The 26931-nt window shown below is 68.9% G+C and carries 25 protein-coding genes; 11 read left to right on the top strand and 14 right to left on the bottom strand.

The window, feature by feature from the left end; all coding sequences use genetic code 11:
• Window positions 1–90 precede the first annotated feature (90 nt).
• The gene (locus HQ325_RS00775; RefSeq protein WP_222626301.1) at window positions 91–1239 is read left to right on the top strand and encodes a hypothetical protein; all 1149 of its coding nucleotides are present in this window, start codon (window positions 91–93) and stop codon (window positions 1237–1239) included.
• A gap of 72 nt (window positions 1240–1311) precedes the next feature.
• Here the strand turns inward: HQ325_RS00775 and HQ325_RS00770 are convergent, their stop codons facing one another.
• The 4 genes from HQ325_RS00770 to HQ325_RS00755 all read right to left on the bottom strand — a co-directional run bounded on the left by HQ325_RS00770 (window position 1312) and on the right by HQ325_RS00755 (window position 6310).
• Window positions 1312–3018: a GMC oxidoreductase gene (locus tag HQ325_RS00770; RefSeq protein WP_222626300.1), complete on the bottom strand. Its 1707-nt coding sequence runs from the start codon at window positions 3016–3018 to the stop codon at window positions 1312–1314.
• Window positions 3015–4550, bottom strand: a complete 1536-nt coding sequence (locus tag HQ325_RS00765; RefSeq protein WP_308014202.1) for an NAD(P)/FAD-dependent oxidoreductase — start codon at window positions 4548–4550, stop codon at window positions 3015–3017. The genes HQ325_RS00770 and HQ325_RS00765 overlap by 4 nt, the downstream gene beginning before the upstream one ends.
• Window positions 4547–5158 (bottom strand): TetR/AcrR family transcriptional regulator, encoded by a 612-nt coding sequence (locus HQ325_RS00760; protein WP_222626299.1) that lies wholly within the window; start codon window positions 5156–5158, stop codon window positions 4547–4549. The genes HQ325_RS00765 and HQ325_RS00760 overlap by 4 nt, the downstream gene beginning before the upstream one ends.
• A 69-nt stretch (window positions 5159–5227) precedes the next feature.
• Window positions 5228–6310 carry a glycosyltransferase gene (locus HQ325_RS00755; protein ID WP_222626298.1) on the bottom strand — a complete coding sequence of 361 codons (1083 nt, stop codon included), beginning with the start codon at window positions 6308–6310 and terminating at the stop codon, window positions 5228–5230.
• Between the two features lie 162 nt (window positions 6311–6472).
• On the opposite strand from HQ325_RS00755, the gene HQ325_RS00750 reads away from it, so the two are divergent.
• A complete protein-coding gene (locus HQ325_RS00750; RefSeq protein WP_222626297.1) occupies window positions 6473–6670 on the top strand; it encodes a PspC domain-containing protein in 198 nt (65 codons plus the stop codon).
• 289 nt (window positions 6671–6959) lie between these two features.
• On the top strand, window positions 6960–7649 hold the full coding sequence (locus HQ325_RS00745) for a hypothetical protein (protein ID WP_222626296.1): 690 nt from the start codon (window positions 6960–6962) through the stop codon (window positions 7647–7649).
• A 113-nt stretch (window positions 7650–7762) separates the two neighbouring features.
• Here the strand turns inward: HQ325_RS00745 and HQ325_RS00740 are convergent, their stop codons facing one another.
• Together HQ325_RS00740 and HQ325_RS00735 are read right to left on the bottom strand one after the other, a co-directional pair.
• A complete protein-coding gene (locus HQ325_RS00740) occupies window positions 7763–8806 on the bottom strand; it encodes an aspartate-semialdehyde dehydrogenase (RefSeq protein ID WP_222626295.1) in 1044 nt (347 codons plus the stop codon).
• A 7-nt stretch (window positions 8807–8813) separates the two neighbouring features.
• Window positions 8814–10079, bottom strand: coding sequence for an aspartate kinase (locus HQ325_RS00735; RefSeq protein ID WP_027506651.1), 1266 nt, complete (start codon window positions 10077–10079; stop codon window positions 8814–8816).
• A 128-nt stretch (window positions 10080–10207) separates the two neighbouring features.
• On the opposite strand from HQ325_RS00735, the gene HQ325_RS22725 reads away from it, so the two are divergent.
• Together HQ325_RS22725 and leuA are read left to right on the top strand one after the other, a co-directional pair.
• A complete protein-coding gene (locus HQ325_RS22725; RefSeq protein WP_222626294.1) occupies window positions 10208–11884 on the top strand; it encodes an FUSC family protein in 1677 nt (558 codons plus the stop codon).
• 168 nt (window positions 11885–12052) lie between these two features.
• Window positions 12053–13873, top strand: coding sequence for a 2-isopropylmalate synthase (leuA, locus tag HQ325_RS00725; protein WP_222626293.1), 1821 nt, complete (start codon window positions 12053–12055; stop codon window positions 13871–13873).
• Window positions 13874–13921: 48 nt separating this feature from the next.
• Here the strand turns inward: leuA and HQ325_RS00720 are convergent, their stop codons facing one another.
• The gene (locus HQ325_RS00720; protein ID WP_222626292.1) at window positions 13922–14815 is read right to left on the bottom strand and encodes a LysR family transcriptional regulator; all 894 of its coding nucleotides are present in this window, start codon (window positions 14813–14815) and stop codon (window positions 13922–13924) included.
• A gap of 72 nt (window positions 14816–14887) precedes the next feature.
• On the opposite strand from HQ325_RS00720, the gene HQ325_RS00715 reads away from it, so the two are divergent.
• The 4 genes from HQ325_RS00715 to HQ325_RS00700 are packed head-to-tail and all read left to right on the top strand — an operon-like array spanning window position 14888 to window position 18824.
• Window positions 14888–15844 carry an EamA family transporter gene (locus tag HQ325_RS00715; protein ID WP_222626291.1) on the top strand — a complete coding sequence of 319 codons (957 nt, stop codon included), beginning with the start codon at window positions 14888–14890 and terminating at the stop codon, window positions 15842–15844.
• Between the two features lie 38 nt (window positions 15845–15882).
• Window positions 15883–16794, top strand: a complete 912-nt coding sequence (locus tag HQ325_RS00710; protein ID WP_222626290.1) for an iron-siderophore ABC transporter substrate-binding protein — start codon at window positions 15883–15885, stop codon at window positions 16792–16794.
• A 49-nt stretch (window positions 16795–16843) separates the two neighbouring features.
• Window positions 16844–18130: a MurT ligase domain-containing protein gene (locus HQ325_RS00705; RefSeq protein WP_222626289.1), complete on the top strand. Its 1287-nt coding sequence runs from the start codon at window positions 16844–16846 to the stop codon at window positions 18128–18130.
• The gene (locus HQ325_RS00700; RefSeq protein ID WP_222626288.1) at window positions 18123–18824 is read left to right on the top strand and encodes a type 1 glutamine amidotransferase; all 702 of its coding nucleotides are present in this window, start codon (window positions 18123–18125) and stop codon (window positions 18822–18824) included. Before HQ325_RS00705 ends, HQ325_RS00700 begins: the two co-directional genes overlap by 8 nt.
• On the opposite strand, the gene HQ325_RS00695 is transcribed toward HQ325_RS00700, so the two are convergent.
• The 4 genes from HQ325_RS00695 to HQ325_RS00680 form a co-directional block, all read right to left on the bottom strand.
• The gene (locus HQ325_RS00695) at window positions 18821–19897 is read right to left on the bottom strand and encodes an AbrB family transcriptional regulator (protein WP_308014201.1); all 1077 of its coding nucleotides are present in this window, start codon (window positions 19895–19897) and stop codon (window positions 18821–18823) included. The genes HQ325_RS00700 and HQ325_RS00695 overlap by 4 nt on opposite strands.
• Before the next feature lie 20 nt (window positions 19898–19917).
• Complete coding sequence (locus tag HQ325_RS00690) at window positions 19918–20319, bottom strand: universal stress protein (protein WP_222626286.1); 402 nt, start codon at window positions 20317–20319, stop codon at window positions 19918–19920.
• A 31-nt stretch (window positions 20320–20350) separates the two neighbouring features.
• On the bottom strand, window positions 20351–21748 hold the full coding sequence (locus HQ325_RS00685; protein WP_222626285.1) for a CitMHS family transporter: 1398 nt from the start codon (window positions 21746–21748) through the stop codon (window positions 20351–20353).
• Between the two features lie 121 nt (window positions 21749–21869).
• Entirely contained in the window at window positions 21870–22856 is a 987-nt protein-coding gene (locus HQ325_RS00680; RefSeq protein WP_222628729.1) for a tripartite tricarboxylate transporter substrate binding protein, read from the bottom strand.
• A 136-nt stretch (window positions 22857–22992) separates the two neighbouring features.
• Between HQ325_RS00680 and HQ325_RS00675 the strand changes: the two genes are divergently transcribed.
• Both HQ325_RS00675 and HQ325_RS00670 read left to right on the top strand, forming a co-directional pair.
• The gene (locus HQ325_RS00675; RefSeq protein WP_222626284.1) at window positions 22993–24696 is read left to right on the top strand and encodes a sensor histidine kinase; all 1704 of its coding nucleotides are present in this window, start codon (window positions 22993–22995) and stop codon (window positions 24694–24696) included.
• Entirely contained in the window at window positions 24693–25361 is a 669-nt protein-coding gene (locus HQ325_RS00670; RefSeq protein ID WP_222626283.1) for a response regulator, read from the top strand. The genes HQ325_RS00675 and HQ325_RS00670 overlap by 4 nt, the downstream gene beginning before the upstream one ends.
• On the opposite strand, the gene recR is transcribed toward HQ325_RS00670, so the two are convergent.
• From recR to HQ325_RS00655, 3 genes are all read right to left on the bottom strand, one after another.
• Entirely contained in the window at window positions 25358–25969 is a 612-nt protein-coding gene (gene recR, locus HQ325_RS00665) for a recombination mediator RecR (RefSeq protein WP_027506637.1), read from the bottom strand. The genes HQ325_RS00670 and recR overlap by 4 nt on opposite strands.
• A gap of 16 nt (window positions 25970–25985) precedes the next feature.
• The gene (locus HQ325_RS00660) at window positions 25986–26324 is read right to left on the bottom strand and encodes a YbaB/EbfC family nucleoid-associated protein (protein WP_204869622.1); all 339 of its coding nucleotides are present in this window, start codon (window positions 26322–26324) and stop codon (window positions 25986–25988) included.
• Between the two features lie 93 nt (window positions 26325–26417).
• Window positions 26418–26852, bottom strand: coding sequence for an SRPBCC family protein (locus HQ325_RS00655; RefSeq protein ID WP_222626282.1), 435 nt, complete (start codon window positions 26850–26852; stop codon window positions 26418–26420).
• Window positions 26853–26931 lie beyond the last annotated feature (79 nt).

Here is a 26931-nt window from a genome sequence, read left to right as displayed (position 1 = left end):
TGTGCCAGGTCACACACATGTCGGAGATGGGTGATTCGTGTGGCACTCTTCGGTCGTCGAGATGGCAGCAGTTCTGGGGGGAATACAACAATGCACAGTCGTTCGAGCAGATCCGGTCTTCTGCGGCGGGCGGGACTCGTCGCCGCTGCGGCCGTCACCGCGGTCGCCTCCTTCACGGGCACCGCCTCGGCCGAGCCGGGACCGGTGGCACCGTCGACCCTTCTCGGATCGATCAGCGACGGCCCAGGCCAGTTCCACGTCTTCCGCACGGTGGACAGCGGCAATCGACCGACAGCCGAGGACACCGCGCGGTGCAACGCCCAGTACGGCGTTCCGGCCCAGTACCTCCTCGTCGAACGTCTCGACGCCCGCATGTACACGTTCCAGTCGGACCCCGCGTCCGGCGTGCTGACCGCCGAGACGGCACGCAACGTCGGGCCCATCTACGTGTGTGACGGGCTGGGACTCGACGGGACCCAGATCCTCGACCAGTGGGGCACTCTCGACGCTCCCGGCCTCGGTCGTCTCGACATGCGCGGACCGTGCGGCTTCGAGCTCTACCCCGGATCGCCCGGACGCGGCGCGGTCGACTGCGTTCTCCGCATCCAGCCCAACGAGTCCGGTGTGAGCGCCGGTGTCGCCACCAGCAACTCGGTGGCCAACCCGCTGCGGCTGCCCGGTGGGCGCACCGGATCGGTGTGGACGCTGTACTCACTCGGCGAGGGCACCGCACCCGTCGATCCGGCTCCGCCCGCGGGGATCCCGCAGCCGACGGGCCCCATCGCCTACAACGTGACACGCGAGGTGAATTCCCGGTCCGTGGGGTCGTCACCGGCCTGCGCGGGAGGCGAGCGCACCACCGAACTGCACGCCGCGAGTGTGGATCCGGCCACCGGCGCGGCCTCGACCTCGCCCAGCGAGATCACGGCCGCGACGGCGCGTGTCTGCTATTCCTCGAAGGCACAGCCCGAGTTCGGTGCGGCGCTGTCGATCACGTACGACAACCTGCCCGGTGGCCCGCTGACGGTCGAGGGACGCGGTCAGTGCCGCCAGAACTCGCTGCCCGGCATTGCCGACGTGCAGCAGAGTTGCGGCCTCACCCTCCCGCCGAACCCCGCACGCGGACTGGCCGGCGGACAGGTGACCATCAACGGACTGGTGCCGGCCGGTGACCCGGCAGGGTCCGCCAACTCGGCGATCTGGACCACCTCGCTGCTGGGACCCATCTCCGGCAAGTGACCGAACGGGACAGGCCCCGATCTCCGCGAGGAGGTCGGGGCCTGTGTCGTCTCGGGATCGAGCCGGCGCGAGTCAGCGGTTCCGACCCACCACGGTGAGCGGGAGTCGCAGTGCGCCGGGTGCTTCGGCGGGAACCACGGGAGCGACGGGGCGGACCGGGGCGAGGGGTTCGTACCCTGTGCCGACCGGCGGACGCTGATCGTCCTCTCCCTTGTTCGGCCACAGGGCCATCGCCCGCTCCGCCTGGGCGGTGATGGTGAGCGACGGATTGACGCCGAGGTTCGCGCTCACGGCCGATCCGTCGACGACGTGCAGACCCTCGTGCCCGAACACCCGGTGGTACGCATCGATGACGCCCCGTTCCGGCGTCGCACCGATGACACAACCACCGAGGAAGTGCGCGGTCATGGGAATGTCGAAGACGTCCGCGAACGAGCCACCCGGATCGCCGCCGATCTTGTCCGCGGCCTTCCTGATCGCGATGTGCCCCTCCGGGATCCACTTCGGCGGCGGGCTGCCACCCCCCGGGCGGGAGGTCAGACGCCGACCGAATCGACCTTTCCTGGAACCGAGTTCCAGCGAGTTGTCGTCGGTCTGCATGACGAGCGCGATGACGGTGCGTTCCGACCAGTTCTTCACCGACAGGCTGCGCACGGTGGCGGCCGGGTGGCGCAGCGCGACGCCCAGCGTCTTCAGCGGTCGCGGCAGCCTGCCGCCGCCGTCACTGAGCACGGTCTGCAGCAGTCCGATGGCGTTGCTGCCCTTGCCGTATCGTACCGGCTCGATGTGCGTGTGATCGTTGGGGTGGAACGACGAGGTGATCGCCACGCCCTCCGTGTAGTCGATCTGCCGGTCACGCGCCGTCGCGGCCAGCACCGCTTCGGAGTTGGTGCGCACCACGGACCCGAGCTTGTCCGACAGGTGGGGCAGATTCCCGGTCTCCTTCATCGCCAGCATCAACTTCTGCGTCCCGTAGGTGCCGGCGGCGAAGACGACGTGGTCGGCCGTCATCACCGTCTCCGTGCGTCGCAGCTTCGCACCGGTACGACGCGTCCGCACCTCGTACCCGCCGCCCGCGCGCGGACGCACCGAGGTGACCGTGGTCAGCGGATGCACCATGGCACCGGCCTTCTCGGCGAGGTAGAGGTAGTTCTTCACCAGAGTGTTCTTGGCGCCGACACGGCACCCCGTCATGCACGCACCGCACTCGGTGCACCCCGTCCTGGTGGGCCCGGCACCACCGAAGAAGGGGTCCGGGACGTCGCGCCCCTTCTGCCCGGGCTGACCGAAGAACACGCCGACCGGTGTGGTGCTGAACGTGTCCCCGACGCCCATCTCCTCGGCGATGTCGCGCATGACCTTGTCCGCAGGGGTGATGGTCGGGTTGTCCTCGACGCCCAGCATTCGACGCGCCTGCTTGTAGTACGGCGTCATCTCCGCTTCCCAGTCGGTGATGTCGCCCCACTGCGGGTCCTCGAAGAAGCGGCTCGGAGGTTGGTACAGCGTGTTGGCGTAGTTCAAGGATCCGCCGCCGACACCGGCTCCGGCCATCACCAGGACGTTGGGGAGCAGGTGGATCCGCTGCAGTCCGTAGCACCCGATCATGGGTGCCCACAGATACTTCCGCAGTCGCCAGCTCGTCTTGGGCAGCTCGTCGTCCTCGAAGCGACGACCGGACTCCAGGACACCGACGCGGTATCCCTTCTCTGTCAGACGCAGGGCGGAGACACTGCCGCCGAAACCCGATCCGACGACGATGACGTCGTACGTGTTCTTCATATCGCTGCCTTCTCCGACGGTGTGGTTCGATCAGCTCGGCCGGCGTCCGGCCCTCCGGTTGCTCTCAGCGTGCGGTAGTTCTCGATGTCGAACGCGGCCGTCGCCTTGCGGAACTTCCACGTGAAGGTCGGCCACATGGCCGAGTTCCGTCCACTCGCGTCCAGGTACCAGCTCGAACATCCGCCGGTGTTCCACACCGTGCCGGCCAGGTCGGCGTCGAGAGACGCGTTCCACTCGTCGACCGCGGACGGACTCACGTCGACGGCATCGACGCTGCGCCGAGTCATCTCGCGGAGAGCGGATTGGACGTACGCCGACTGGGACTCGAGCATGTAGACGATCGAGCTGTGCCCCAGATTGGTGTTCGGCCCGTACATGAGGAAGAGGTTCGGGAAGCCGGCCATCGTCGTACCTCGGTAGGCACGCGGGCTGCCACCCCACCGCTCGGCGAGAGTCCGTCCGTCGCTGCTGCGCAACAGATGTGCGACGGGCGGCTCGGTGGGTGTGAAGCCGGTACCGAAGACGATGGCGTCCACCTCGCGCTCGCGGCCAGCGGAGTCCACCACACCGGTCGGCGTGATCGAGGCCAGACCGCTGTCCACCAGTTCGACGTCCGGTCGCTGCAACGTGTCGTACCAGTCGTTGGACAGCAGCATGCGCTTGCAGCCGATGGTGTAGCCCGGCGTGAGACGCTTGCGGAGTCCGCCGTCGCGCACCTTCAGCCGGAGGAAGCCCGTGGCGATGGTGTGCGCGATCGACAGGAGCTTGGGCCGCTTGGCCATCATCTCGACGTACATCTCGCGGTAGGCGTAGATCGCACCGCGCTGCGCCTCGAGGGTCCACGGCGCGCGGCGGTAGAACCATCGCTCGATCGGACCGCGCGTGCGATCCATGCGCGGGATCACCCATGCCGGGGTGCGCTGGAAGACGTGCAGCTGCGACGTGACCGGAGCGATCTCGGGAACGAACTGGATGGCCGACGCGCCGGTGCCCACGACGGCGACACGCTTGCCGCTCAGGTCGTAGTCGTGGTCCCACGTCGCGGAGTGGAAGGTGTGCCCGGTGAACGTGTCGAGTCCCGGCACGGCGGGCAGCTTCGGCGTCGAGAGCGTTCCCGTGGCCGCGACCAACACTCGGCAGGTGAGATCGCCCTTCTCCGTGGTGACGTCCCAGACGCAGCGTTCCTCGTCCCACTGCGCACCGAGCAGCGCGCAGCCGGTGACGAGACGGTCTCGGATCCCGAAGTCGTCGGCCACTCCGCGCAGGTACCGATGAATCTCCGGTCCGCGAGCGAAGGTGTGGCTCCAGTCGGAGTGCGGTGCGAAGGAGAACGAGTACAGCGACGTCGGAACATCGCACGCGACACCGGGATACGTGTTGTCACGCCAGGTCCCTCCGACGTCGTCGGCACGCTCGATCACGAGCACGTCGGCGGACGGATTCTCGCGGAGCACCCGCGCCGTCACTCCCATACCGGCGAATCCGGATCCGACGACGAGAACATCGACGTGCGCGGGCAGTGTGGTCGTCACAGCTCCGTCACCGCCCGCTCCCACTCCGGCAACAATCGTGCACGCATCGCGTGTTCCTCCTCGGGGGTTCGGAAGATGGCCGACACGGCCATCCCTCGTGCGAGTTCGATACTCAGGTCGAAGGCAGCGGGAGACATGCTGTCCCCGTAGAGCTCTCGGCCGCCCTCCTGCAACACCTCGGTCACTCGACGCTCGAGTGGTTCCACCGCGGCATGTAGAGCCGCATCCGTGCGGGCGGCTACCCACAGTTCGAGTGCCGCATGGAACAACGGGCCGGAGAAGGCGTCGAGCAGGAGAGCCGGGCCGACGGGCCCACCGCGGTGGACCCCGACCAGCTCGTCCAACCGCCGCTCGACGAGCCGCTCGACGGCCGCCACGACGAGCGCTTCCTTCGTCGGAAAGTGATGGAGCTGGGCACCGCGGGACACGCCCGCCCGACGTGCGATCTCCTGGGTGCTGGCGCGGGAGTACCCGACGTCCACCAACGTGTCGATGGCGGCGTCGAGAAGCTTGGCCCGCGTGCCGGCGGTGCGCTCCGCCTGCGTCCGGCGGGCGGGCTGGACGGCCGGCTCGGTCACGGCGGTGGTCTCGGTCACATCTGCGACCATATCGGCTTTCTTACAAACAGTCCAGACTGAATGTAAGTAAGTTCGCCGGAGTTCAGGGCGGGCCGACCGTCACCGCCCGGACAGGACCTCGAGCATCGATTCCACCGCCGTCGGCCAGCCGTACTGCTCCGCCCTCGCCCTGGCCGTCGGCCGTCCGCCCGAGGGGAGCGCCAGGGTCGCGGCGATGCCCTCGGCGAAGTCGCGCGAGCGATTGCCGACGGCCGCACCGCAGTCCGGGGTGACGATCTCGGCCAGCGCGGACGTTCCCGAGACCACGGCGGGTGTGCCCGACGCCAGCGCCTCCAGAGCCGCCAACCCGAACGTCTCGTGCGGGCCGGGAGCGACCGCGACGTCCGCCTCGGCGAGCAACCGTGCGACGCGCTCGCGGTCGGAGACGAACCCGGCGAAGTGCACGGGCAGACCCTCGGCGCGACGTTCGAGCGCGGCCCGTCGGGGGCCGTCTCCCACCACCACCAAGCGTGCCTCGATGCCCTCGCGGCGCAGATGCGCCAGGGCATCGACGCTGCGTTCGGCGTGCTTCTCCACCGACAGCCGCCCGCAGTGCACCAGCCGGATCATCCGTCCCTCGTTGCGGTGGCGACGCGACGGGTGGAACAACTCGAGGTCCACGCCGAGTGCGATGCGGTGTGCGTCTGCGCCGATCCGGTCGAACTCCTCCTGCGCGAACGCGGTGGTGCACACCACCGCGTCGTGGCCCAGAACGGACCGCCTGTTGGCGACGTCGGCCGCCGCCCGCGCGGCCGGGACGGGCAGCACCTGTCCGAGCAGTCGATCCAATCGCTCGTGGGAGATCATCACGCTGCGAATACCCCTGCCGCGAGCCCACATTCCGAGTCCCCGCAGCGTCAGACGGTCCGAGATCTCGAGAACGTCGGGCCGCAGGCTCGCCGCCACGTCAGAGGTGACGGACGGCCAGGCCACCCGGTAGCCACCGGTCATCGGTAGTCGGCTGGACGGAACGGTGATGCGGTGTACCCCGGTCGCGGACATCGTCTCGGAGCGGACGTCGCCGGGCACGATGACGGTGACCTCGTGGCCGCGGGCCACGTAGCCGGCGCCGAGCTGGTCCACGGCCGTCCGCAGACCGCCCGATCGAGGTCCGTAGAAGTTGGCCACCTGCACGATGCGCATGAGCCCAGTGTCGAGTCGAGCCGTGTACGGACGAGGACCGCACCGAGAACGTCGCACGAACACTGACGTCCGCCGTCGGCACGGGAACCCGGCCGCCACGCCGCACGTTGCCGTGGTGTCCGAACCCCGACGACACGTCACCGACGAAGAAGAGGTCCCACGATGACCAGCCCGGCACGCAGACTCACCCGTTCACGCCAGAGCAAGCTGATCGCCGGAGTGTGCGGCGGCCTCGCCGAGCGCTTCGGCCTGAGCGCAGGACTCGTGCGCCTGCTGTTCGTTCTCTCGTGCATTCTTCCGGGCCCGCAGTTCGTGGTCTACCTGGTCCTGTGGATCGCGATCCCCAAGGCGTCGTACTGATCATTCGATCAGTTCGAGAGTGAGTGCACATCGGGCACCGTTCTCGTGGCGGGTTCGTATTCCGATCACCGACAACATCTTTGGCCAACGGTTGGACGAGGTCTACTTGCGGCCCGAGTGACCTGCACCTACTGTCGAAGTCGATTCGTCGCACGTGCGGTGCCGTCACCACGTCCACCGCGCTCACGTCGAAGTGCGAGGCGTTCGAGCCCCGGGGCGCCCGGCACCACACGGCCACTCTCGAGCAGGCTGCTCGCCACCATCCTGGCGCGCGGCCGGCAAGGACACGATGTCTTACCACGGCGGTTTCCCGCACCACGGTGATCCCTCGGGCCGAGGCGCTCGACCTCGTTCGGGCGCTCTCCCCGGCCCCGACCTCGCGCGCGGTCGCTACACGTGGCGCTATCTGGACACCGACGATGCCGCCCGCCTGTGGGACGAGGTGACCGACTGGGTCTGGTGGTTGCGGGATCGCTACGAGCTGACCGAGCGGATCCCTCGTTGCTGGTACCGGCACGGTCCGGTGGTCGAGGAGTTCACCGCCGCTTACGCGTCGTGGAGCGAGGCCTACGGCGGCGAGAGCGGACTGTCCCGCTGGCATTCGCAGGATCTGTGGCCGCTGATCGATCGACTCGAGGCGATCGCCGGGTTCGAGCAGTGCCAGGCCGACGGCTGCTCGCACGACTCCGGGTTCCTGCATGCCCCCGAGGGCACCGAAGCGGTCATGGAACCGCTGGTCGACTCCTCGGGCCGCGACGCCGACGATCAGGTGCCGACGGTGGACGCGATGGTGGTCGGTGTCGTCGACGAGAGCGTCATGCTCTCGGCCGTGGTCAGCGGTGAAGCGACAGCGCTGGACGCCGGTCTCCCCCACGGGCGTTACCGACTCGACGGACGCCTGTGGACCTGGAGCTCGATCCTCGGTGGGTACGTGCCGTCTCGCGACACGCACCGCACCCTGCGCGCTCTCGAGAGCTGAGCGCGCAAGACCGGCCTTCCCGCCGAACCCGACCGGCCTCCGGCCTTCCCGCCGAACCCGACCGGCCTCCGGCCTTCCCGCCGAACCCGACCGGCCTCCGGCCTTCCCGCCGACTACCGAACGAAGAGTTCGGCGATCTGAATCGTGTTGAGGGCAGCGCCCTTGCGCAGGTTGTCGCCGGACACGAACAACGCGAGTCCGCGCCCCTCCGGCACACCGGGATCCTGCCGGATGCGTCCGACGAGTGACTCGTCGGCACCGGCCGCCTGCAGAGGCGTGGGCACTGCCACCACGCGCACACCGGGTGCCGACGACAGCAGTTCCGTCGCCCGCTCCACGGACAGCGGGTTCGCGAACTCCGCGTTGATCGACAGCGAGTGGCCGGTGAACACCGGGACGCGGACGCAGGTGCCACTCACCAGCAGGTCCGGCAGACCCAGGATCTTGCGGGACTCGTTGCGCAACTTCTGGTCCTCGTCCGTCTCGCCGCTTCCGTCGTCGACGAGCGAGCCCGCGAGCGGCAGGACGTTGAACGCGATCGGAGCGGTGTAGATCGTCGGATCGGGATAGGCGACGGCACTGCCGTCGTGCACCAGCTTCTCGGCATCGGCCACCACGGCGCGCGCCTGTGTCGCCAGTTCCTCGACACCGGCGAGACCGCTGCCGGACACGGCCTGATAGCTCGAGACGATGAGGCGCTGCAGCCCGGCCTCGTCGTGCAGCACCTTGAGCACCGGCATCGCCGCCATGGTGGTGCAGTTGGGGTTCGCGATGATGCCCTTGACGAGATTCTTCGTCGCCTCGGGGTTCACCTCGCTGACCACGAGCGGGACGTCGGGATCCTTGCGCCACGCGGACGAGTTGTCGATGACGGTGACGCCGGCGGCGGCGAAACGCGGCGCCTGCTCGCGGGACATGGTGGCGCCGGCCGAGAACAGCGCGATGTCGAGCCCGGTGGGATCCGCGGTGGACGCGTCCTCCACGGTGATCTCGCCGTCGCCCCACGGCAGGGTCTTGCCGGCGGACCGGGCGGACGCGAAGAAACGGATCGAGGCGACGGGAAACTTACGCTCCGCCAACAAGGTTCGCATGACGGCGCCGACCTGGCCGGTCGCGCCGACGACTCCGATGTGGAGGCCGGTGGAATTCGTGGTCATGGTGCTCCTACCTTCCGGTTCCGCCGTGCACGACGGCGATCTCGTCGCCGCCGAGGCCGAAGGCGGCGTGCAGCACGCGCACGGCCTCGTCGAGCTCGGAGTCCTTGGTCAGCACGGAGATACGGATCTCCGAGGTGCTGATGAGGTCGATGTTGATGCCCGCGTCGGCGAGCGCTTCACAGAACGTCGCGGTGACGCCGGGGTGCGACTTCATGCCGGCGCCGATGAGCGAGACCTTGCCGATGTGGTCGTCGTAGAGCACCTTGGTGAAGCCGATCTCGCCCTGCAGCTTGGTCAGCTTCTCCACCGCGGTGGGGCCGTCGGCCTTGGGGCACGTGAACGTGATGTCGGTCTTGCCGGTGTCGATGCGCGAGACGTTCTGCAGCACCATGTCGATGTTGATCTCGGCGTCCGCGACGGCCCGGAAGACCTTCGCGGCGAAACCCGGCTGGTCGGACAGGCCGACGACCGTGACCTTCGCTTCGCTCCGGTCGTGCGCGACACCGGTCAGAATGGCTTCTTCCACTGGAATGTCCTCCATGGATCCGGACACGATGGTCCCTGGCTTGGTGGTGTACGACGAGCGGACGTGGACGGGAACGTTGTAGCGGCGGGCGTATTCCACGCAGCGCAACATGAGGACCTTCGCTCCGCACGCCGCCATCTCGAGCATCTCCTCGAACGAGACCTTCTCGAGGTGCCGGGCGTCGGGAACGATGCGCGGGTCGGCGGTGAAGATGCCGTCGACGTCGGTGTAGATCTCGCAGACGTCGGCGTTCAACGCGGCGGCGAGAGCGACCGCCGTCGTGTCGGACCCGCCGCGACCGAGCGTCGTCACGTCCTTGCTGTCCTGGCTGACGCCCTGGAAACCCGCGACGAGAACGATCGAGCCCTCGTCGAGCGCGTCGCGGACGCGTCCGGGCGTGACGTCGATGATCTTGGCGTTGCCGTGCACGCTGGTGGTGACGACGCCGGCCTGCGATCCCGTGAAGGACCGGGCCTCGGCTCCGAGGGAGTGGATGGCCATCGCGACGAGCGCGTTGGAGATGCGCTCGCCCGAGGTGAGCAGCATGTCCATCTCGCGTGCGGGCGGCGCGGGGCACACCTGCTGCGCGAGGTCGAGCAGTTCGTCGGTGGTGTCTCCCATCGCGGAGACGACCACGACGACGTCGTGGCCCTTGCGCTTGGTCTCGACGATCCGTTCAGCGACGCGCCGGATCCGCTCGGCGGTCGCCACCGAGGATCCTCCGTACTTCTGAACGACGAGTGCCACGCTGGTGCTACCTCCCGAGTCGAGAACGTCCCGCTGGACATCCACTGGTGCGACGGGTGCCGCCGGAACGGTCAGCAGCCTACCGACCTGCGGGGCTCCGGGGGGAATCGCGTGCCTACCATCAGGTGGTGACAGCCCCGGACTCGTCCGCTCTACCGCCTCGCCCCCGGCGCCGACGACTCTTCGTCGCAGTGCCGTCGGTGGGGCCGCGCTGGCCCGGCGGCCTCCGCGCCGCGCTCGCGTTCGGTGTTCCGGCACTCGCGCTGCTCGCGCTCGGTTTTCCCACCGAGGCCCTGCTGACCGCGGCAGGCGGGTTCGCCGTCGTCTACGGCGAGGGCCGGCCCTTCCGGTCCCGCTGGTCGGTCGTCCTGTGGGCCGGTCTCGCGCTCGTGCTGTCCGCCACCGTCGGCGGACTCGTGGGCCAGTACGCCGACCCGCGGAACTCCGTGCTGGGCGCCGTCCTCGTCGTCGTGGTGCTCACCGTCCTGGGCACCGTCGCGACGTTCGTGGTGGATGCACTCCGCCTGGGACCGCCCGGCGCCTTCTTCTTCGTCCTGACCTGCGCCATCGCCACCATCGTCCCGCAGAGCGGGGTGACGGCGTGGGTCAACTCCGCGTGCGTCGCGCTGGGAGCGCTGTGGGCCCTGGTCGTGTCGATGGCACCGGCGCTGCGCGACGCGTCGAAGCCCGAACGCGACGCCGTGGCGGCAGCCCAGCGGAGCGTGACCACCTTCGGTGAGGCGCGCACCGCGGGCGACCCCGCGGTCGGCGCTCGGCACCGCGCGGCCGTCGCGATCGATCGCGCGTGGGCAGCGCTGCACGACGCCCGGATCCCGGCCCGCCGGATCGACGATCCGCTGGTCCTACGACTGCGGACGGTGCACCTCGACTTCGCACGCATCATCGGCGACGCCCCACTCGATCCCGAGCACGCGTCCGACACCGTGCACGTGACGCCGGACCACACGCCCTCCGTCCCGATGTCGCGGCCGACGATCCGGTTCAGGCTGATCCGCGCTCTGCACGTCGATTCGCATGCCACCACCACGGCGCTCCGGGTGTTCTGCGCGTCCGCGGCCTCGGGCGCGATCGCCGTCGTCGCCGGACTCGGGCGGCCCGACTGGGCGGTCATCGGCGCGGTACTCGTGCTGCAACAGGGCCTCGACCGACCACGAGGTACCGTCCGCGCCCTGCACCGCCTGGTGGGCACGGCCGTCGGAGTCGTGCTCTTCGCCGTGGTCTTCTCGCTGTCGCCGAGCGGGTTCGTGCTGGTCCTGCTGCTGATGGCATTGCAGTTCCTCATCGAACTGGTCATCGCCCGGAACTACGGCATCGCCGTCATGTTCATCACGCCCCTGGCGCTGCTCATCGGCGGCGCGTCCCATCCGGGTGCACAGGCGTGGCCGCTCGCGACCGAGCGTCTCGTCGAGACGTGCATCGGTGTGCTGTGCGCACTGGCGTCGATGTGGGTGGTCGCTCGACACGCCCACCGCCGGTGTCTGCTCTGGTGCGACGGCCGCGTCCTCGATGCCTGTCGCCGGGCGGCGGATCTGTTGCGCAGCGTCACACCGACCCACCCGGACGCCATGACCGCGCGCCGGGACGTGCAGTTCGAGCTCGTCGGGGCCGCCTTCGCCGCCGAGCACGCCGTCAGCGACGACCGGGAGTGGACGTCGGCGAGGTGGGAGTCGCACCTGCGAGTGGACGCGGCCGGGTACGACCTCCTGTCCGCATGCTGGCGCACCGCGGACGGCTCCATGCTGGCGGAACCGGGGCGGTGGACGGATGCAGCGCCGCGCACGTGAGACGTGCCGGTGTCGTCCGCGCGGGCGACGGAGTAGGGTGACGCGCATGTTCGGCGCCGGGTTCGCCCTCCTCCTTCGTCGCCGCGACGGGGTCTGATTCACAGACCGGCTCCCTGTCGCGGGTCTTTTCGGCGCCGGTCGTCCCCTTCCTCACAACGGAGATCATCGATGTCACCCGCCGACGCATTCGTATCCGGCTCACGCACGGTCACCACCCCCACCAAGCCTGCGCCCGCCGATCAGCCCTCGTGGAACACCCAGAAGAACTCGTCGATGCCGACGTTCCGGTACCGGTCGTTCGCCGAGGAGGTCGAGACCCTCACCCTCCCCGACCGCACGTGGCCGGACAAGGTCATCGATCGCGCACCCCAGTGGTGCGCCGTGGACCTGCGTGACGGCAACCAGGCACTCATCGACCCGATGAGCCCCGCTCGCAAGCGCCGCATGTTCGAACTGCTGGTCCGCATGGGCTACAAGGAGATCGAGGTCGGCTTCCCGTCTGCGAGCCAGACCGACTTCGACTTCGTCCGCGAGATCATCGAGGACGGGGCGATTCCCGACGACGTCACCATCCAGGTGCTCACCCAGTGCCGGCCGGAACTGATCGAGCGGACGTTCGTCGCGTGCGAGGGCGCCCGCAGCGTCATCGTCCACTTCTACAACTCCACGTCGATCCTGCAGCGCCGCGTGGTCTTCCGCGCGGATCGCGACGCCATCGAGAAGATCGCGACCGACGGTGCGCGCAAGGTGCTCGAGGAGGCGACGAAGTTTCCCGACACGCACTGGCGCTACGAGTACTCGCCCGAGTCCTACACCGGCACTGAGCTCGAATACGCCAAGAAGGTCTGTGACGCGGTCACCGAGATCATCGCTCCCACACCGGAGAACCCGATGATCCTGAACCTGCCCGCGACCGTCGAGATGGCCACTCCCAACGTCTACGCCGACTCCATCGAGTGGATGCACCGCAATCTCGAGCGTCGCGACTCGATCGTGCTGAGCCTGCACCCGCACAACGACCGCGGGACCGGCGTCGCCGCAGCAGAACTGGGCTACCAGGCCGGCGCCGATCGCATCGAGGGCTGCCTGTTCGGCAACGGTGAGCGCACCGGCAACGTCTGCCTGGTCACGCTGGGCCTCAATCTCTTCACCCGCGGTGTCGACCCGCAGATCGATTTCTCCAACATCGACGAGATCCGGCGCACCGTCGAGTACTGCAACCAGCTGCCCGTCCACGAACGCCATCCGTACGGCGGCGACCTGGTCTACACCGCGTTCTCCGGCAGCCACCAGGATGCCGTGAACAAGGGCCTCGACGCGATGAAAGTGTCCGCGGACGAACAGGATCAGGACGTCGACGACGTGCTGTGGCAGGTTCCGTACCTGCCCATCGACCCCAAGGACGTCGGCCGCACGTACGAGGCCGTCATCCGCGTCAACTCGCAGTCCGGCAAGGGCGGCGTCGCGTACATCATGAAGTCGGACCACGGTCTGGCGTTGCCGCGCCGACTGCAGATCGAGTTCTCCTCGGCCGTGCAGCGCGTCACCGACGGCGAGGGCGGCGAAGTCTCGCCCAAGGCCATGTGGGACGTGTTCTCCGAGGAGTACCTCGCCCCGATCGTTCCCCTCGAGCGCATCCGGCAGCGCGTCATCGCGGCCGAGGAGGACGGCGGCATCGACTCGATCTCCGCGATCGTCAAGGTCGACGGCGCCGAGCAGGAGATCACGGGCGACGGCAACGGCCCGCTCGCTGCCTTCGTCGACGCACTGGGCTCGATCGGCTACGACGTCAGCGTTCTCGACTACTCCGAGCACGCCATGTCCGCCGGTGACGATGCTCGGGCCGCGGCCTACGTCGAGGCCGCGGTACGCCTCCCCGGCGGCGGCGAGACCATCGTGTGGGGTGTCGGTATCGCCACCTCGATCACCACCGCATCACTGCGCGCCGTGGTCTCGGCAGTGAACCGGGCAGCCCGATCCGGGGCGTAGCCCTCGTGCGCCTTCTGCGCATCCAGGGATACGCGAAAGGCGCACGGGTCACGCAGTGACCTCCGCGACCCGCGCCGCGAACGCGTCCACCACGGCCCGCACGGCCGGACGCTCCGCGGCGCGGGGTCGGGTCGCCAGGTCGTAGATGCGGGCCGCGCGCACCCCGGCCAACCGGCGCTGCGTGACACCCGGGTGCGTCGAGGCGTGGCGCGGCATCAGCGCGATCCCGTGCCCGTGGGCCACCAGCTCCTCCATGAGGCGAAAGTCGTTGATACGCATATTCACTCGCGGCGCCACCCCCGTGACCGTCGCGATGGACAACAGCACGTCGTCCACCGGGAACCCCCCGCGGACGCTGATCCACCGCTCGTCCGCCAGATCCTCGATGTCGACGGCATCACGCTTCGCCAGCGGGTGCCCGGGCGGCAGCACCAGGTCGATGGGCTCGCGCATCAGTGAGCGCACCTCCACCCGCTCGGACGCGATGCTCGGCGCGCGCTCGTCCCGGTGGGTGAGCACCACGTCGTAGTCCGCGAGCAGCGTCGGCACCGCCGACGCGGGCACGTCCTCGTCCCGTGCGTCGACGTCCACACCCGCCTCGGTGAGCCGTTTCAGAACCCCCGGCAGCAACAGTGCGGCACCCGAGGGGAAGAGCGCCAGTCGAACGGTTCCGCGTGCGCTGCCGCGGTACGACGCCATCTCCTCCGACGCCCGGTCGAGGGCGGCGAGCACGTCGTCGGCGTGAGGAAGCAGCGCGCGTCCCGCCGCGGTGAGCCGCACGCGGCGCCCGTCGGGTTCGAGCAGGGCGACGCCCGCCTCCCGCGCGAGCACCTTGAGCTGCTGCGACACCGCAGACGGTGTCATCGACAGCGCGTCGGCGGCCGCGGCGACCGTGCCGCGATCCGCCAGTGCCCGCAGGACACGCAACCGGTCGACATTCATGTAGCAACGCTACAGCTACCGGTCATCACAATTCGATTGTTCTTAGCAGTCGTACCCGGAACACTCGAGGTCATGACCACTCGCGACCGCCTGCTCGGACTGATCGTCGTCGTGGTCTGGGGACTGAACTTCCTCGCCATCCGCGCCGGACTCGACCAGTTCCCGCCGTTTTTCTTCGCCGCCCTGCGGTTCGCGGTGATCGCCGTTCCGGTCGTCCTCTTCGTCCGCCGACCGACCGTGCCGCTGCGTTGGCTCCTGCTGTACGGCACGGGTTTCGGCCTGCTGCAGTTCGCGTTCCTCTTCGCCGCGATGAACGCCGGCATGCCCACCGGCCTGGCCTCGCTGGTGCTCCAGTCGTCGGCGCCGTTCACCGTCGTCCTCGGCGCGCTGCTGCTGCGGGAGAAGGTCGGGCCGCGCCAGTGGATCGGCATCGGCATCGCCGTCGGGGGCATGATCCTCATCGGCTGGGACCGCGCCCACAACGCCACCCTGCTGCCCGTGCTGCTGACTCTGCTGGCAGGCCTCAGCTGGGCCTTCGGCAACCTCGGCAACAGGTTGGCGACTCGAGCATCTCGACCGGCCTCCGGCCTTCCCGTCGAGCCGATGCGACTGATGCTGTGGATGTGCGTCGTTCCGCCACTGCCGATGTTCGCGTTGTCGGCCGTCGTCGAGGGTCCGACCACGGGGTGGACCGCCATCGGCGACGGGGTGTCGGCCGGGCAGTTCTCCGGGCTGATCGGGCTCGCCTACATCGTCGTCATCGGCACGATCGCGGGCTCGGGTCTGTGGACCATTCTGATCAGCCGCTACCCCGCCGGCGTCGTCGCGCCGTTCTCGTTGCTGGTCCCGGTCGTCGGTATCGGGGCGTCGTGGCTCGTGCTCGACGAGACGCCGAGCGTCCTCTCCCTCGTCGGCGCGGCCGTCGTGATCGGCGGTTGCATGGGGGGTCTGAGCCGCTCGCCGCGATCCGAGACCACACCGACCGAGCCCCGGATCGTGACTCCCCCGTCCGGAGCCACCGTCGGTTAGGGTCCCCTCACCATCACTGTGACGGAGGCTCGGCAAGCGTGTTCGGAAGAAGAAGTACTGTCCTGGCGACCCTGCTCGCCGCGACGGCCCTCGTGGCCTCGGCGTGTTCGGCCGATGCGACAGCCGAGGACGCCGCGGACAGCACCCGGACCGTGACCCATGCGCGCGGGGACACCGAGGTGCCTTCGTCTCCGCTGCGTGTCGTCACCCTCGAACCCGTCCAGCTCGACACGAGTGTCGCGCTCGGCGTCGTTCCGGTGGGTACGTCGGTGCTGAGCGAGGCGACGGGAGTGCCCCCGTATCTCGGCGACGAGGCGTCGCGCATCGAGACCGTCGGCACCGTCGCGGAGCCGCGCGTCGAGGCCATCGCGGCTCTGCAGCCGGACCTGATCCTGGGGACCGAGACGCGCCATTCGGAGCTGTACGAGCGGTTGTCCGCGATCGCTCCGACGGTGTTCATGGCGTCGCAGAGCGACCCGTGGCAGGACAACGTCCGCCTCGTCGGGCGCGCCCTCGGACGCGACGCGGAACCGTTGCTGGGCGAGTACGACGCACGGTGCGACGAGATCGCCGACCGGTTCGACACCGCCGGATCGACGGCGCAGCTCATCCGGCCGCGCAACGAGGAGCTCACGCTCTACGGACCGCTGTCCTTCGCGGGCAGCACCCTCGAGTGCGCCGGGTTCACCACGCCGCCCCGGCCGGAGTGGTCGAACGAGATCAGTGTCGACGTCTCCCCCGAACTGGCGACGGAGGCCCGCGCCGATCTGGTGGTCGTGACGTCGGCGACACCGGACGACCCGGCGTCGATGCCCACGTCCGTCACGTCGAACACGACGGCGTTCCCGAATCCGCACCTCGTCGACCAGTCGTACTGGATCACCGGCGTGGGACCTCGCGGCGGACAGGCCGTTCTGGACGACATCGAACGCCTCCTCTCGCAGCCCTGACCTCCTGCTGACTCTCCCGTGTCCACCGCGTGTGGGAGGATCGGACACCATGATCGACAGCAGCAGACGGCACCTCGGAGCCCGCGGACGCCTGGCACTGTCGGCGGCGTCCGCGGCAGCGTGGGCCTCGCAGAAGGCTGGTCGAGGCAAGGGATCGATGATCGGCGGCCTCGTCGCGCTGAAGATCGACCCGGCCCTCATGTCGCGCCTGGGCGCGAACCGACGCACCGCCGTCATCACCGGCACCAACGGCAAGTCGACCACCACTCGGATGACCGCGGCGGCGCTCGCGACACTGGGCGAGGTGGCGACGCAGGCCGACGGCGCCAACATGGACGCGGGCATCGTCGCCGCACTGAACTCGCGGCGCACCGCCCCGCTGGCGGCCCTCGAGGTCGACGAGCTGCACGTCCCGCACGTGTGCGACGCGGTGGACCCCGAGGTCCTGGTGTTGCTGAACCTCAGCCGTGACCAGCTCGACCGCGTCGGCGAGATCAACATGATCGAGCGCAAGCTCCGCGCGGGCATCGTCGCCCATCCCGACACCGTCGTCGTCGCCAACTGCGACGACGTGCTGATGACGTCCGCGGCGTACGACGCGCCGCGGACGGTGTGGGTGGCCGCGGGCGGCGGGTGGGTCGGCGACTCGGTCAGCTGCCCACGCACCGGGGAACCCATCGAGTGGAACGGCACGCAGTGGCGCAGTACGGGCCTGCTCGAGGGCGGGCGTGAGTTCTCGCGACCGGAGCCGCAGTGGTGGCTCGACGACCAGAACCTGTACGGCCCCGACGGTCTCGTGCTCCCCATGACCTTGACGCTGCCCGGCCGGGCCAACCGCGGAAACGCGGCACAGGCCGTCGCGGCCGCGGTCACGATGGGTGCCGACCCCGCGCAGGCCGTCGCCGCGGTGTCCGCGGTCGACGAGGTGGCGGGCCGCTACAGCTCGATCCAGTACGGATCCCACACCGTGCGCATGCTGCTGGCCAAGAACCCCGCCGGATGGCAGGAAGCGCTGTCCATGATCGACCCGGCCGCCGACGGCCTGGTGATCGCCGTCAACGGCCAGGTGCCCGACGGCGAGGACCTGTCGTGGCTGTGGGACGTGCGGTTCGAGCACTTCGAGAACACCACGGTGGTGGCGGCCGGTGAACGTGCGACCGACCTGGGAGTCCGCCTGACGTACGCCGGAGCCGACCACACCGTGGTGCCGAACCCGTTGCGGGCCATCGCCTCCTGCCCACCCGGGCGCGTGGAGGTCCTGGCGAACTACACGGCCTTCCGTGACCTCGGCCGGGCGCTGGCGCGCGAGACCGCGAAGGAGGCACCCGGTGTCTGATTTCCGTATCGGGCTCGTCCTGCCCGACGTCATGGGCACGTACGGCGACAGCGGCAACGCGCTCGTCCTGCGCCAGCGCATGCTGATGCGCGGCCTCGACGCCGAGATCGTGTCGATCACCCTCGCCGATCCGGTGCCCGAGTCGCTCGACGTCTACGTGCTCGGCGGAGCGGAGGACTCGGCGCAGCGACTCGCGACGAAGCACCTCGCTCGCTACCCCGGACTGCAGCGCGCTGCCGAGCGCGGCGCCCCGGTGCTCGCCATCTGCGCGGCGATCCAGGTGCTGGGCGAGTGGTACGAGACGAGCTCCTGCGAACGTGTCGACGGTGTGTCGATGCTGAACGTCACCACGGCGCCGCAGGCGACACGGTCCATCGGTGAGGTCATCACCCGCCCGGTGTCGGACCGCCTCACCCAGACACTCACCGGCTTCGAGAACCACCGCGGCGGAACCACTCTCGGCCCCGACGCGGCCCCGTTCGCCCGAGTGGAGCACGGCATCGGCAACGGAGTGGGCGACGGCAACGAGGGGGTCGTCCAGGGGTCGGTCATCGGGACGTACATGCACGGACCGGCGCTGGCACGGAACCCGGAGCTGGCCGACCACCTTCTCGAGACCGCTCTCGGACACCCGCTCGAGCCGTTGCACCTGGCCGACGTCGAGCAACTGCGCACCGAGCGTCTGCGCCGCTAGACCGAGACCGGATCCTCGGCAGGCCTCCGCGCCGCCCGGCGCATCAGGAGCTGGGCGATGAGCGGTGCCGCCACGAGCATCGAGACCAGTCGGATGAGCTGCACGCACGCCACGAACGTGACGTCGGACCCGGTGGACGCGGACACCGCGAGCACTGCCGCCAACCCGCCGGGGGTCGTCGCCAGGTAGCCGGTGAGCAGGCTGGTCCCGGTCCACGCGGACAGCGCCCACCCGAGCAGCGCGCAGATCACGCCGATGCCGAGCACCAGCCCGAACGCGTAGGGGAAGAGCCTGCCGATCAGGCGCAGGCTCGACATCGTGAACGCCAGTCCCGCTTGCCATCCGATGACCAGGAACGCGAGTGGCAGCACGATCATGGGAACCTCGATGCCCACGGGCCAGCCCAGCAGCGCGCAGGCCCCGGACACCAGGAGCGGACCCAGCGTTGCCGGCGCGGGAAGCCGCGCGAGCCGCCCCACCGCGATGCCGACGAGGATCGCTCCGAGCAGGAACAGCAGACCCATCCACCACGGCAGCGCATCCCCGCCGGGTGCGGCCGCCGCGACCGAGTGGGTGTCGGCGTGGAACACGAACGTGACCACCAGAGGCATGGTCACCACCACCAGTGCCACCCGCAGGTACTGCACCACCGCGACCACTCGTTCGTCGCCGCCGAGCTCTCTCGCTGTCGCGACGAGACCGGTGGCCCCGCCCGCGATCAGCGCCAGCATCCCGGTGGCCGCGGTGACGTCCTTGTTCAGTGCGAGCAGTGCGCCACATCCGGCGCTGACGACGAGCGTCGCGATCCCGATGGCGACCGCAGGAAACCAGTTGTCGCCCAGCGCACTCAGCGTCTCGACATCCACCATGAGACCGATGGTGACGGCCAACGTTCCCTGCGCCGCCATGGATCCCGCGCGCGGGACGGCACGCGGTCCCACTCCGGTCAGAGCGAAGACCACAGCCACCACCAGTGCCGCGAACAGCGACGGCGCCGTGAGGCCGACCGCGTCGAGTGCGAACCATCCGGCCACGGACACGGCTGTGAGCGCCACCCAGCGGGTGGCGCTCACAGCGACGGTACGAACTCCACTCACGACTTGACGAGCAGCACCGGTACCGGAGTTTCGAGAAGCAGGTGCTGGACGGCCTGTCCCATCAAGAACTTGCCGACGGCCGACCGATGCCGCGACCCGACGACCAGCAACTCGGCGTCCGCCTTGTCGATGAGCGCGAGCAGTGTGGTGGTCGCGTCCGGATCGGGCTGGGCCGCAGCGAGAGTCCACTGCGCATCGGACTCTCCGAGCACGGCGAGCGACGCGCGGATCGAGTCCTCGACCGCGGTGGTCTCCTTCGCCTCCGAGGAGGGATCCGCCGATCCGGAGAAGGCATGGAGAACGACCAGTTCGGTTCCTGCGGACCGGGCCTGCTGGACTGCCGATCCGAGTGCCTTGCGGCCTTCCTCGGAACTGTTGTGCACGACGGCGACACTCATGTCGATGACTCTTCTCTCTGGTGAATGTTGATCAGCCGAAGGGGATCTGGCCGAGGAGAACGCCCACGACGAGCATGGTGAGGGACACGACGGTTGCGCGCCACAGCACCTTGCGGTGATGGTCGGCGAGCGAGACGCCGGCCAGGGTGACCAGCAGCAGAATGGCGGGAACCAGCGGGCTCTGCAGGTGGACGGGCTGCCCGGTGATGGAGGCACGGGCCATCTCGACCGGCTCGATGCCGTACTGGGCGGCGGTCTCGGTGAGGACCGGGAGGATGCCGAAGTAGAAGGCGTCGTTGGTCATGAAGAATGTCAACGGGATCGACAGGATTCCGGTGATGACGGCCAGGAACGGGCCCATCGCGTCGGGGATGACGCCCAGGAGCCACTCGGCCATGGCCTCGACCATGCCGGTACCGGAGAACACACCGGTGAGCACGGCGGCAGCGAGCACCATCGCGACGACGGAGACGATGGAGGCGGAGTGCCGAGCGATGGCCTCGCCCTGCTCCTTGACCTTCGGGAAGTTGAACGTCAGCGCGATCGAGGCGGCGATCATGAAGAGCACCGGGATCGGCAGGATGTCCATGACCAGGATCACGAGCAGCGTGACGGTGAGAATCGCGTTGAACCACAGCAGCTTCGGACGCAGAGTGTCACGGTTGGGGTCCAGGCCGTCGATGAACTGGCCGGCCTTGCCGTCGTTGTCGTCACCGGTGGTGATGTCGGCGCTTCCGGTGCTGCGGCGGGTCGTGCCGGTGCCCGTTCCGTCGGTGCCGACGCCGGCGCCCACGAGCTCCGTGTCGTAGACCAGCGAGCCCAGGCGGCGACGCTCCATGAGTCCGAGGTGGATAGAGAAGAGCAGCACGATGATCAGGCCGGCGATCATCGACGGCACCATCGGGATGAAGACGTCGGAGGGCGAGATGCCCAGCGCGGACGCGGCGCGAACGGTCGGGCCACCCCACGGGATGATGTTCATGGTGCCGTTGGCGAGGCCGGCGACGACCGTCAGGATGACCGGTGAGACACCGAGTTTGAGGTAGAGCGGCAGCAGCGCGGACGTCACGATGATGAACGTGGTGGAGCCGTCACCGTCGAGGGACACGACCATGGCGAGCACCGCGGTGCCGACGACCAGCTTCATCGGGTCGTTGCGCACCAGGCGCAGGATGCCGCGCACCAGCGGGTCGAACAGACCCACGTCGATCATGATGCCGAAGAAGATGATCGCGAAGAACAGCAGTGCTGCCGTGGGGGCGAGCGACTTGATGCCGTCCGTGATCATGTCGCCGATGCCGAGCCCGGCGCCGGCGAACAGGCCGAAGATGACCGGGACCAGGATGAGGGCGACCACCGGGGTCGCTCGTTTGGTCAGGATCAGGAACATGAAAGCGGCAACCATGAGGAAGCCGAGTATCACCAACATGGTTACTACTCCTCGTTGTTCGAATAGTGCAGGGTTCGAATAGTGCAGGGGTTCGATCAGTGCAGGGTGTGTCGAGGCAGGCTGCGGGCACAGGTGTGGCGCAGTACGGAGGTGTGCGGCGTCAGCCGTCGGTGGGTGGATCGATGGTCGAGCGGACCAGGTCGGCCTGCTCGCGGAGGAACGACGCGAAGTCGTCTCCGGTGAGCAGCGCGTCGCGCCACCCGTTCTGCGCCAGGATCTCCTGCCAGAGCGGCGATCCGACCAGTGCTGTGACGTCGGCGATCAGGCGGTCGACGCGCTCCGGTGGCAGTCCCGGCGGGGCGAGAATGCCGCGCCAGTTGTCGAAGTCGAGGTCGACTCCCTGCTCCCGGACCGTGGGTGCGTCGATGCCGTCGACACGCTCGGAGCTCGACACGGCGAGCGCCCGGACCGTGCCGGACGCGATCTGGTCCAGGTATTCACTGATACCGGTGGTGGCGACGTCGACCTCGCCGGTCAAGAGGGCAGGCAGCAACTCGCCGCCGCCGTCGAAGACGCGGTACTCGGATGCTCGCGGGTCGACACCGACCGCGCGGGCGAGCTGGGTCCGGAACAGTCCGTCCGGACCGCCCTCCGCGGAGCCGCCGCCGAACTGCAGAGCCGAGGGGTCCTGTCGCCAGGCGTTCGTGAGATCGGCCAGGGTCCGCAGCGGAGATGCTGCCGGCACCAGGACGACCTCGGGTTCGGTGACGAGTCGGGCGATCGGAGTGACGTCCGCGATCTCGTGATCGGACGGGGTGGTGGACAGTGCGCCCACCAGACCCAGCCCCATCACCAGCAGGAGTCGATCGTTGCCCTGTTCGAGAGCGAGACGATTGAGTCCCACGACACCACCCGATCCGGGTAGTACGAGGACGTCGTCCACCACGACGCCCTCCGCGGCCCAACCTCGGGCCAGACTGCGAGCGGTCAGGTCGTAACCGCCACCGGCGACCGACGGAGCGATGACACGAAGTCCCGGCTCCTCCGCCCCGGTCACCATGGCCGACACCCCCGCACTGCACGCGGTCGCCGTGCAGAGCACCGCGAGCAACGCTGCGAGAGCGCTGATGCGGAGGCGTCGGTTCATGGGCACGGTCTCACTGTGTCGGATCTTGTGACTGTGGTCACCCTTTGGTGCACAAACGGGATTGTGTTCATTGTGAGCGACCGCAGCGCACACAGATGCACGAACTCCGCGCTCGCCCAGCGGTACGGTTCACCTCGTGATCGGGCGGCGACTGCGCATCTTCGGAACACGGCGCACCCTCTCGTCGCAACTGCTCGCACTGCAGCTTCTCATCATCGTCGCGGTGCTCGTCGTCATCAGTGGGTTGTCGCTGGCCCAGGCCTCGGCGACGTTCCAGCGCGAACAGGGTCTGCGCGTCCAGTCGGCTGCCGAGAACCTCGCCGCCAGTCCCACCGTGCGCCAACTGCTCGCGTCCGCCCAGCCCCGGATCCGCACGGCGTTGCAGGGTGCGGTGGAGTCGGTGCGGGCCGTCTCGGGTCTGGACTACGCGCAGCTCACCGATCCCGACGGCATCATCGTCGTTGCGACCGACCCCTCGCGGGTGGGACAGGAATCGGCCGCCGAGGGCGCGGGGGCACGCACGGGCCGATCCTGGACCGGCCTGGCCGAGACGAGCACCAACACCGCGGTGGCCCCGGACGCGTCCGTGCAGTCGCAGGTCCCGGTGCTCGATGCGGACGGGCGCATCGTCGGCGTCGCGATCGTCGGCCGCGAGTACCCGTCGGTGTGGGAACGCCTCGCCCAGTCCACCCCGGACCTCGTCGTCTACCTGGCCGTGGCGTCGGTGCTGGGCGCCGTCGGGTCGATTCTGCTGGCCCGACGCGTCAAGAGGCAGACCATGGGGATGGAGGCCGGGGAGATCGTCGACCTGGTGCGCCAACGGCAGGCGATGCTCGAGGGCCTCAAGGAGGCCGTGGTGGCGCTGGATCCGTCGGGCCGGGTAGTCCTGCTGAGCCGCAGCGCACACGACATGCTCGGCCTCGACGAGGACGGCGTGGGCCGTCGGGTGGACGAACTCGGACTCGACGACCGGGTTCTCGACGTCCTGCGTCACCCGAGCGACGACGGCGACCAACTCGTCCTCACCGGAGATCGCATCCTCGTCTTCAACACGGTGCCCATCGAGGCGTCGGGTCGGAAGGTGGCCACGGTGACCACGTTCCGTGACCGCACCGAACTGAGCGAGGTCCAGAGCAAACTCGACATCAGCCGCACCAGCTCGACGGCACTGCGGGAACACATCCACGAGTTCGACAACCAGTTGCACACGATCTCGGGACTCGTCCAGCTCGGTGAGTACGACGAGGTGGAGCGATACGTCGACGGCATCACCGAGCACCGCGAGCGTCTGACGTCCACCGTGACCGACCGCATCGACGATCTCGGGGTCGCCGCGCTGCTCATCGCCAAGATCGGCGCCGCCGCGGCTCGCTCGGTGACCGTGGCGCTCGACGACGCCTCGCACCTCCCGCGGCTCGACGACGACGCCTCCCGAGACCTCTGCACCGTCGTCGGCAACCTCGTCGACAACGCCGTGGACGCAGTCCTCGAAGATCAGGCTGTGGACGCAGTCCTCGAAGATCAGGCCGTGGACGCAGTCGTCGAACAGAACGCCGCCGACGCGGTGGTGCGCGTCCGGATCGTCGCGGATGCGGACGGGATCGAGGTCGAGGTGGCCGACAACGGCCCCGGCATCGAGACGGAGGATGCGGATCGTGTGTTCGAGCAGGGGTGGAGCACGAAGGGGACGTCGCTCGACGGGCACGGTTTCGGCCTCGCCCTCGTGCGTGTCGTCTGCCGCCGACGCGGCGGTGATGTCAGCGTGAGTGACAGAGTCGAGGACGGCACGCGGTGGACGGTCTTCCGGGCCGTCACCGGATCCGGGGGGAGGGCGCGATGACACTGCGGGTGCTGGTGGTGGACGACGACTTCATGGTCGCGCGGGTGCACACGGGTTTCGTCACTAAGGTGGACGGATTCGAGGTGTGCGGGGTGGCGCACACGGCGCAGGAAGCGCTGGAGAAGGTGGAGTCGACGCGTCCCGACCTGGTGTTGCTGGACGTCCACCTGCCCGGTGTCACCGGGCTCGATCTCATCGGCCCGTTCCGCGAGATCATCCCCGACCTCGATGTCCTGGTGATCACCAGCGAGCGCGAGGCCGAATCGGTGCGCAAGGCTCTGCGCGCGGGTGCCGTGCACTATCTGATCAAGCCGTTCAAGTTCCAGGCGCTGCAGGAACGCCTCGAGCACTACCGCCACACGCGGGAGTCGTTGGCCGCGATCGACGAGGCGGGGCAGGACGCCGTCGACAAGGCCTTCGGAGTCCGAGGGAGTGCGACCCGGCTTCCCAAGGGCCTGAGCGGCGAGACGCTGGCCATGGTCGAGCACCAACTGCGGGAGAACGCCGTCGAGACCTCGGCGAGCACGATGGCCGAGAGGACGGGGATGTCGCGGTCGAGTGCTCGGCGCTATCTGGAGTACCTCACCGACATCGACCGGGTGACGGTCTCGCTCGACTACGGAAACGTGGGACGCCCCGAGCGCCTGTACCGACTGAAGCGCTAGTTCATCACGTTGCGGCCGGACAGTGCCCGGCCCAACGTGAGCTCGTCCGCGAACTCGAGGTCGCCGCCCATCGGCAGTCCGGAGGCCAGACGGGTGACGGACAGGCCGGGAAAGTCGCGCATCATCCGCAGCAGATAGGTGGCGGTCGCCTCCCCCTCGGTGTTGGGGTCGGTCGCGATGATCACCTCGGAGACGTCGACACCGTCCTCCTGGTTACCGATACGGGTGAGCAACTCCCGGATGCGCAACTGATCCGGACCGACACCGCTCAGAGGATCCAGGGCGCCGCCCAGCACGTGATACCGGCCCTTGAACTCACGGGTGCGCTCGACGGCCTGCACGTCCTTGGGTTCCTCGACGACGCAGATCTTCGTCCGATCGCGGCGCGGGTCCGCGCAGATGCGGCACAGTTCCTTGTCGGAGACGGTGCCGCAGACGATGCAGAACTGCACCCCGTCGCGGACGCGCTGCAACGCCTTCTGCAGGCGGTCGATCTCCGGCGCCTCGACCCCCAGCAGGTGGAAGGCGATGCGCTGCGCGCTCTTCGGTCCGACACCGGGAAGTTTGCCCAGCTCGTCGATCAGATCCTGGACCGGACCTTCGTACACGCTTCTCGGCCCGGTTCTAGAAGCCGGGCAGGCCGGGGAGTCCGCCGCCGCCCAGGCCGGCGAGGGGACCGAGCTTCTGTGACGCGACCTCACCCGCGGCGCGGGACGCGTCGGCGATGGCGCCGATGATCAGGTCCTGCAGGGTCTCGACGTCGTCGGGATCCACGACCTTGGGGTCGATGGTCAGACCGACCACCTCGCCACTGCCCTTCACCGTCGCCACGACGAGACCGTTGCCGGCGCGACCGGTCACCTCGGTCGCGGCGATCTCCGCCTGGGCCGCCATCAACTGCTGCTGCATCTGCTGGGCCTGCTGCAGCAGCTGGGACATGTCGGGCTGTTCACCGGGTTGCACGGCGGGTGTCCTTCCGAAGTGGTGACGAGATCGTGTCGGTCGAGCGTAGCCGCGGGCGACAAGTAGTCCGGCCGGCCTCCGGCCTTTCCGCAGTCACTCCACCTGGCGCGAGAGGTTCTGCAGGAGCTGCGCCTGAATCTTCTTCAGTCCGAGAGGCGCGAACGTCTTCTCGAAGAAGCCCCCGATGCCGCCGGCGCCCGTCCACTCGGTGGTGGTGGTGACCGACGATCCGCTGCCGCTCGGGGCGACGAGGTAGGTGGTTACCATCGACGAGTTGGCGTCCTTCTCGGTGATCGTCGCACCGGACACCGACACGGTCGCGAGCACGTTCCGCGAGCGCTTCTCGGTGGCCTGCAGGACCCAGCGAGCGACGGTGCCGTCGCCCTGCCCGCCCTCGACGACCGCGAAGTCGCGGTACTGCTCGGGCAGGATGCGCGGACGCACCGTCTCGTAGTCGGACAGTGCCGCGAGGACCTTGTCGGGAGCCGCACTGAGGGTGTGGGAACTGCTCGCACTGACCTTGGCCATGACGGGGAGAACTCCTGAAGTCGGGGGCGATCGGGACGGTGCCATTCATTGTTCCACGCCCGCACCCGGGCGAATCGAG

Source organism: Rhodococcus sp. BP-349, from assembly GCF_019835845.1.
Taxonomy (GTDB): domain Bacteria; phylum Actinomycetota; class Actinomycetes; order Mycobacteriales; family Mycobacteriaceae; genus Rhodococcoides.
The sequence above is the reverse complement of the archived record's forward strand: the minus strand, read 5'-3'. Positions and strand labels throughout refer to the sequence as shown.